The organism is Saccharomonospora halophila 8, assembly GCF_000383775.1.
GTDB lineage: Bacteria > Actinomycetota > Actinomycetes > Mycobacteriales > Pseudonocardiaceae > Saccharomonospora > Saccharomonospora halophila.
This window is the reverse complement of the sequence record NZ_KB912498.1, coordinates 30,802-38,236: the sequence shown is the minus strand read 5'-3', so window position 1 is coordinate 38,236 and position 7,435 is coordinate 30,802. Positions and strand designations below refer to the sequence as shown.

4 protein-coding genes and 1 pseudogene are annotated in these 7,435 nt (G+C 67.1%); 2 read left to right on the top strand and 3 right to left on the bottom strand.

Annotation, left to right across the window (positions count from 1 at the left end; translation table 11 throughout):
• A partial coding sequence (locus tag SACHA_RS25965) for a hypothetical protein (protein ID WP_232211810.1) occupies window positions 1-214 on the bottom strand: 214 nt, incomplete at its 3' end.
• Between the two features lie 207 nt (window positions 215-421).
• On the opposite strand from SACHA_RS25965, the gene SACHA_RS0104500 reads away from it, so the two are divergent.
• Together SACHA_RS0104500 and SACHA_RS0104495 are read left to right on the top strand one after the other, a co-directional pair.
• Window positions 422-4,447 carry an AAA domain-containing protein gene (locus SACHA_RS0104500; protein WP_019807519.1) on the top strand — a complete coding sequence of 1,342 codons (4,026 nt, stop codon included), beginning with the start codon at window positions 422-424 and terminating at the stop codon, window positions 4,445-4,447.
• A gap of 46 nt (window positions 4,448-4,493) precedes the next feature.
• Window positions 4,494-5,285, top strand: coding sequence for a hypothetical protein (locus SACHA_RS0104495; protein ID WP_232211807.1), 792 nt, complete (start codon window positions 4,494-4,496; stop codon window positions 5,283-5,285).
• Between the two features lie 21 nt (window positions 5,286-5,306).
• Here the strand turns inward: SACHA_RS0104495 and SACHA_RS0104490 are convergent, their stop codons facing one another.
• Entirely contained in the window at window positions 5,307-6,602 is a 1,296-nt protein-coding gene (locus SACHA_RS0104490) for a Fic family protein (protein ID WP_019807514.1), read from the bottom strand.
• Between the two features lie 135 nt (window positions 6,603-6,737).
• Window positions 6,738-7,435: pseudogene (locus SACHA_RS20265) on the bottom strand (methyltransferase domain-containing protein); the annotation flags it as partial.

Sequence of the window (7,435 nt, the reverse complement as noted above, 5' to 3'; positions counted from 1 at the left end):
CGCGCCGTGCGCGCTCTGCGCAACCGAACCGGTCGCACGGCCGGACCTCCCACGCGGCACCGTCGACGGCCGGTTCTGCGGCGGCTGCATCGCCCGCTGCCTCGACGACCCGCGCCGTGACCACTGGTGCCCGATCGACACCCTCGGCGCCGCGGACGAAGTAATCGCGGCAATCCAACCCGTCCGTTCTGGTCGTGGTGACGAAACGAGTCACTCTCGTGCGTGTGTCGCGGTTCCCGAGAACCTCGGCGCGCTTCGACAGTCGATCATCATGGTTTCATCCATTCGGGCTATGGTAATCGGATCTGGAAGAGTGCAGTCTGTCCAGCTGGCCGTAGACGGGCAGCCCTGCGTATCCGCAGGAAGCACCGACAGGTAGTTTCTCGCCGACAGGTACTCGCCGACAGGGGGATCAATCGGCATGCCCGATGAACTGGACGAACATCGGCTGCAGCTCGTGCGCACCCGAGCTGATCAGTGGGCCAAGAGTCTGATCGAGCTGAGCTCTCGGAATACGCTGCTGAACTTCAAGTTCACGAAGACGACCAGCCTGGACCTCACCAATGCCGAGAGCGCTGCGGTGCGGGACCTGCTGGAGGGAAAGTCCGTCAAGCTCGGCGCGCTGTTCCGGGACGCTGAAACGCACAAGGACGCCCGTACCCGCGCGCGGAACGTGCGGCGCGCGATGCACACGCTCGCCGAAGAACAGGGTATCGATGTCGGCAAACTGGCGCAGGGGTTGGTTCTCGCCGCGCCCCGCGACGGCACCGCCGCCATCAGCCGACTTCGCGCTCCCCTGCTGCTGCGTACGTTGCGGATCCACGCCCGCACCGTCGCCGACAGCGAGTTCGAGCTGGAGCTTGTCGATGAGGCCGAGCTCAACCCGGTGCTGCTGTACGCGCTGGACAAGGACTTCGGGCTGGACGTCGACGTCCAGGAGTTCAGCGCCCGCGCCGCGGACCTGTTGTCGGACACCGACGACCCGTCGGCGGAGCCGGAAGCCGTATACCCGGAACTGGCCGAACTGGCGCAACAGCAGGGTGTCGCTCTCGAACTGGAACAGGCGACGGTATGCGGACTGTTCAACTACGAGAAGCAGCCGATGGTCGAGGACCTCCACGGCGCGGTGGAACTGCTCGCCGCGCATGATCTGGTGGCCGCGTTGGCCGGTCATGGACCGTCGAAGCAGGCGGTCGGGGAGCGTTCCCGGCACTTCTCGGCCCCCGCCGCCGACACGATCCAGCCGGCGAACGAATTCCTGGTGCAGGATGCGGATTCGTCACAGGAGGAGGCCGTCGCGGTCGCCTTGGCCGGGCACGACGTTCTCGTGGAGGGGCCGCCGGGTACTGGCAAGAGCCAGACCATCGCCAATATCATCGCCGGTGCTGCCGCGCGCGGTATGCGGGTGCTGTTCGTCTCCGAGAAACGCGCAGCGATCGAAGCGGTGACAACGCGGTTGTCACAGGTCGACCTCGACGGACTGGTGTTTGACCTGCACCAGCAGAAGATGGACAAGAAGCATATCGCGCGGCAACTCCAGGACAGCCTGGAGTCGACCGGGCGGCAGGTCGCTCCGGAGGTCGGCGACACGCATCGCAAGTTGGAGCAACGCCGTGAGCAGTTGCGGCAGTACTCGGACGAACTGCACGAACGCAGGGAACCGTGGGGCAAGAGTGCGTACGAGGTCCAGTCCGAGCTGTTGGAGTTGCGCGCTCCCGGGACGTCGCTGACCTTCTCCGGCGGAGTGCTGCGTGCCCTCGACGCGGCGACTGTGGAACGGCTCGAAAACGACCTGCGGAAGTTCGTCGAGAACGAAGGACCGCGTGTGGTCCGACGTGAGACTCCCTGGTGGAACGCCGATATCTGGGACGACCAAGACCTCGAGGACGTCCACGCCAAGCTCACCTCGCTGGCCTCGGAAACCTTACGCAGTGGGCAGCAGGAGATGACCCGCGTGCTGCAGAAGACCGGACTCCGCCTCCCGCAGACCTTCACCGGTTGGCAGCACGTGCTCGATCTGCTCGACGAGGTCAAGGACAGCGTCGCGAGCTTCGGTGGTGACGTGTTCGGCAACCGGCTCGATGACTGGTTCCACGCCACCGCACCAGTCCGGAAGCACCTCGGACGAGGGCAGCCGAACGGCTGGCTCGCTCGGCGGCGTCTGCGCAAGGAGATAAAGCAGGCCTCGACCGAGGGCATCACCGAACGCGCGGTGCTGCACGCGAAGCTCGGGCAGATCGTTGACCAGAGGGATCGTTGGCAGCAGCTCGGGGAGGCGGGCGGTAGGCCCGCCGAGGTCGTCGACCTCGCGGAGACGATGCAGCTGTTCCGTCGACTCCGCAAAGAGCTCACCACGGTGGCGATGTGCGCGAATTTGTCCGATGTGGAGAGCCGACCGACGGACGAAGTCGGCGAGGAGATTCGGCAGCTCCAGCAGGACCAGCACATGCTCTGGAAGATGCAGAAGATCAACCATCTGCTCGCTGACTTCGAGTGTCTCGGACTCACCCCGCTCGTGGAGCAGGTCTCCCAGCAGCACTTGAGCGGCGAGCAGGCCTGGCAGCTGTTCCGGTATGTCTGGCTGAGCTCCTTGCTGGATCGATTCAAGCTGGATTCACCGGTGCTGAGGGAGTTTTCTCCCGACAACCACACCCGCCTGGCTCGCGAATATCAGGATGCCGACACCGACCACCGTGACATCGCAGCGCGCCGGGTGCGCTACGAGGTGGCCCGGCGGTTGCGGCAGGTCCGCGACAAGCACCCGGAGGAGACCCGGCTGCTGCGGGCGGAAGCGAACAAGCGGTCCCGGCACTTACCACTACGCAGCCTGGTGGAGAAGTCCCCGCACGTGCTGCTCGCGTTACGCCCGTGCTGGGCGATGTCGCCCCTGGTGGTCAGCCGGACGCTTCCGGCGGAGAGGCTGTTCGACCTGGTGGTTTTCGATGAGGCGAGCCAGATTCGCCCGCATGACGCCGTGGCCACGATCGCACGCGGTGAGCGGCTCATGATCGCCGGGGACGACAAACAGCTGCCGCCGTCGAACCAGTTCGAGCGTGTCCTCGAAGGTGCCGAAGACGACGACAACGCGCTGGAGGACTACGAGTCGATACTGAGTACCATGCGCGCGCTGTTGTACTACCAGGTACGGCTGCGCTGGCACTACCGCAGCACCGACGAGCGACTGATCGCCTTCTCCAACCAGGAGATCTACAACAGTGACCTGGTGACCTTTCCGGGCACCGCCACGGAGACTCCAATCGTGTTGCATCAAGTGGAGGACGGCACGGTTGCGCCGGGGCAGCGTGGCTCTTCCCCCGCAGAGGTGCAAGCGGTGGTGAACCTGGTGCTCGCGCACGCCGAAGCGCGTCCGGACGAGAGCCTGGGTGTCATCGCGATGGGCAATGCCCACGCGGAAAAGATTGAGGCCGCCGTGCGTCGCGAGGTGCAGGACCGCGCGGATCTGCGGGCGGTCTTCGCCGAGGACGCCGGTCCGAGCCGCCGCTTCTTCGTGAAGAACCTGGAGCGGGTGCAGGGTGACGAGCGGGACGCGATCATCCTCACCCTCGGCGTCTCCAAGCGCAGCGGCGGCCGACTGGACGGCCGTAGCTTCGGACCGTTGAACAGCGAGGGTGGTCGACGCAGGCTGAACGTCGCGGTCACCCGCGCGAAGCGGCGCATGGCGGTGGTGAGCGCGATCAGCGCGGCCGAGATCGAGCCGACGCAACGACCGACCGGCACTGAACTACTGCGCCGGTACCTGGAGTTCGCGCAGGCTCAGGGCGATCTCGACCGGGTCGGGCACCGGCAGCCGGGCGACCTCAACGGGTTCGAGGAAGACGTGCGGCAGGCACTCGTGGATCGCGGCATTGAGGTCCATCCCCAGTGGGGCGTCTCCGGCTACAGCATCGACTTCGCGTTGGCGCATCGGGATCGGCCAGGGCAGATGGTGCTGGCCGTGGAGGCGGACGGCGATCGTTATCACAGGATGATCAGCGTCCGGGACCGTGACCGGCTGCGGCAGGCGCACCTGGAGCGGTTGGGCTGGCGATTCCACCGCGTGTGGGCTTCGGCATGGTTTGCCGACCGAGCCGGCGAGACAGACAAGGTCGTCAAGGCCTGGGAGGACGCGATGCGGGATGCCGACCGAACGGTATCCCCGCCTGAACCATCCGAGCCTCCCGCACCGGAGCCGCAGCCCTCCCCGGAATCCCGTCGTGGCCCCCGGCCGGGTGTGCGGCCAGGCCTGAAGATCGACGAATACACCGATGCCGATCTGATTGCCGTCTGCCAGTGGCTCCTGCAGGACGGCCTCCAACTCGATAAGGAGGAACGTCTGTCGCAGGCCTTGCCCGAGTTCGACTTCAAGCGTCGCGGTCGCAAGATCGTCGAGCGGTTGTCCCGCGCCCTCGACATCGCTCAGCACCGAGCAGACAAGGAGGACAGCTGATATGCGGCCGCTGGACGACCGTACCGCGGAGAAGATCGCGAACATCGTGGTCGACGTGGGCGGTCCCTATGAACGCAGGTCCTACGAACTCGAACCCTTGCTGAAACGCGCGGGTTGGAGTCCGACCCCCGAGTACGATGGATCTCCACGAGTCCGGTGGCTGGCCGAACAGCTCGTTGAGCACCGTGCGGACACCGCGCGGGTCGAGCGATTCCTCTGCCGGGTGTGCGATCCGCGGGAATACGATGACGGCAAAGTGGTCGCCGAGGAATTCCGTGAGGCGGTCAATTCGGTCCTCGAAGCCGAGGGTCTGGTGATCTCGGCTGTCGGCGGGCGTCCGGTACTCGGTGAGCTCGGGGCCGATGGCCTCGCACACTACTCCGAACCAGACGGACTGGAGGAGCGACTGCGCCGGCTCGTCCTGGATGACGCGGTCGCTGACATGCTGGTCAACCGGCTCACCGAGGCTCGGCTCTGCCTGCGTAACGGTGCGTACACGTTGACCGTCATCGGACTCGGTAGTCTCGTCGAAGGGTTGCTGCATGCCGTGCTGACCGAGCGTGACGAGAAGGTCAAGCAGGACGGCTTCGTCAACGAGCACGGCAAGAAGGAGCGTGTGACGTTGGCCGTACTGCTCGATACGGCACGGACGCGCGGTTGGCTCCAGTTCGACGCGTACAGATTCCTCGGCCCGGTCCGCGAGTTTCGCAACTTCATCCATCCCCGGGAGGAGGCCGCACGCGGAACTCGACTCGATCACGACACCGTGATGATGTGCTGGGCCCCCATCGGGGCATTGTGCAATGATGTCGAGGAACGTCTCGCGACCGAAGCGTGAGCCGGCCCGGAATACGCGCCCTCACGGCTGCGGTGGTCGTGGCGCCGCGCGCTCCGTTGGGGATTCGCGGGTGTCCCACCGGGTGCTGGCGAGTCGTCGTTCGGCGAAGGTGAGGAGGTCGAAGACCTCCTGGGCGAGATACCCCGTGGTGCCCCGATCGACCTGCTTGCGACGCAGGATGTTCGCCTCCGCGAGTTCCTCCAACGCGGTCCGGGCGGCAGGGAAGGAGACCCCGAGTATCTGTTGCGCCGTCCTCGCCGTGAGGACCGGTAGTTCGGGCAGGCGGTCCAGGAGTTCCGCGACGGCGGATCCCGTGCGGGGCTGCGACCGTGACCCTTTCGCCGCACGATGTCGCGCCAGTTGTTCGTTCCAGTCCTCGGTGAGTTCGGCGACTTGAACGCTGAAGGCGCGGGCCTGTTTCGCCGCGGTTTCCACCGCGTCGAGGAACAGGGCCAACCACGCGGCGGTCCCACGCTGGGCGTCGTCACTCACGGCGGGGCCGGAATAGCGGTATGCGGTCAGTCCCTGGACGTACTCGTCCGACCGGGTCAGTAACACCATGCTGACCGGGAGCAACGCGGCCGGGGTGAGGCCGCGGCGCACGAGGACCGTATGGATCAGTGCCCGGCCGACCCGCCCGTTGCCGTCGGTGTACGGGTGGATGGTCTCGAACTGCGCATGGATAAGCGCGGCCTGGATGAGGGGCGCGTGCACACCGCTGTTCAGACAGGCACACAGGTCCGCCATCAGGGCAGGAACCTCGTCGGGAGGGGGAGGCACGAATTCGGCGTCGAGCGGGTTCCAGCTGTTTCCGCCGATCCAGTTCTGTTCCACGCGGAGCCCGTGGTGCTTCTCGTCGGGCAGCAGCGCGCGGTGCAGCCTGTCGATGCCGTCGTGATCGATCGTCTCCGTCCTGGCGAGATCGTCGGACGCCTGCCGGAGTGTCGTGATGTTGTTGGCGACGAGCTCCGCGTTACCCGTGAAGCCGCGGGTCACGCCACTGTCCGACTGGGCGAGCTCGGCGAGCGCGATCTGCTGGGGTGAGACCTGGAGCCCTTCGATCCGGGACGAGGCGATCGCCTCGGAGCGCAGCAGGAAGCGGGCCAGTCCCTCCAGCCCGCGGCGCAGCGGCTCGGTGGTGAAGCGGCGCACGTCCGCTTCGACCCGTTGCGCACGGTGTGCGAGCGCCTCGTCGACCACCAGCGGTCGCGCCGTCAGCGGGTCCGGGAGATAGGGGTGGTAGCGGCCACCGCGTCGAGCGGCCCGGGTGGTCGCGTCGAAGGACGGGCTCCATCGGGCGTCCTGGTAGCCCGCCACGGCACACCTTCTTCCATATCCTTGCATCGGGACCGTGCTGGTTAAAGGTTAGACAGCTAAACTTTAACAGACGTGGTCGCGATGCAAGGAAACGACACAATTTGTCGTGGCCGCCGCTGCCCGGGGGTGACGTGCTCAGGGCATCCGGACGGTCTGGGCGGTGGGGGTGACATGCCATTCCCACTCGTTCAGCTTCGGCGCGCCCCGGGCGAGCCACCAGCGGTGGGCGGCTTCGGCCGCGTCCCAGAGCCTGCGGAGCCCGTACTGGTGCACGGTGTGGTGCCCGTCGCCGGACCGGGCGGGGGAGACCCGCGCCCACGACCCGGTGAGCGCCTCGCGCAGCCACAGCGCGTCGGGGCGGGTGCCGTCGTCGTGGCTGACGAGGACGAACGTGGCCGAGGGCACGGCGAGCGCGATCGGCCAGCGGTGGTCGCTGTCGGAGAACATCCGCCACGGGTCGCAGCCGGTGGTGGAGACCTCGACGTCCGGATGGGTGCCCGGATTCTCCAGCAGGGGAGCGGCGTCCCGGACGGTGCGGTGGCTGCGGAGTTCGAGGAACCCGACGCGGAGGTCCGGGTGGGCGTGGCCGGTGGCGGTGCCGTCGTCGTGGACGACGAACCGCACCAGCGGCCCGCCGGCGAGGTCGGTGCTCATGGGGGCGAGGAGCACGGCGCCCGGCGCGGATTCGGCGACCCAGGAGTACGGCAGGTGGCCGACGTGGACCCCGGCGGTGGCGATGACGCGGTCCCACCGGTGCGGCAGCGGCCCGAGCGGTTCGGTGCCGTTGTGGGTCCGGACGTGGGCGCCCGCCACCCGGGCGGTGTGCAGGGCGC

What these genes read in the sequence shown, in the direction of transcription:
- SACHA_RS0104500 (WP_019807519.1), top strand. Translation starts at nt 422, where the DNA reads ATGCCCGATGAACTGGACGAACATCGGCTGCAGCTCGTGCGCACCCGA.